1 protein-coding gene is annotated in these 271 nt (G+C 63.1%); it reads left to right on the forward strand.

Features of this window, described 5'->3' with window-relative positions; genetic code table 11:
- Positions 1 to 271 (forward strand): ketopantoate reductase C-terminal domain-containing protein (locus tag QSV46_RS39830; protein ID WP_409997294.1); only part of this gene is annotated, 271 nt, incomplete at both ends.

Raw genomic sequence — 271 nt, forward strand, 5'->3', positions numbered from 1 at the left:
GTGGTGTTCTCATCGAATGAAGTCTTGGCGCCGGGCGTGGTCGCTAACCTCTCGCCCGAGCGCAACCGGCTCCTGATCGGCGAGTGTGACGACCGCGCCAGCGAGCGCGTCGCGAAGCTGCGCGCAGCGCTGAATGACGCTTCAATCGACTCGCCCGAGGTCACGCAGATCAGGGAAACGATCTGGTCCAAACTCCTGACCAACATGTCGATGTCGGTGCTGTGTTTGCTGACCGGGCAGACTGCGCGCGCCGTACGCGACGATCCTGATC

The sequence above is a fragment of the Bradyrhizobium cosmicum genome (genome assembly GCF_032290525.1).
Classification (GTDB): Bacteria; Pseudomonadota; Alphaproteobacteria; order Rhizobiales; family Xanthobacteraceae; genus Bradyrhizobium; species Bradyrhizobium cosmicum_A.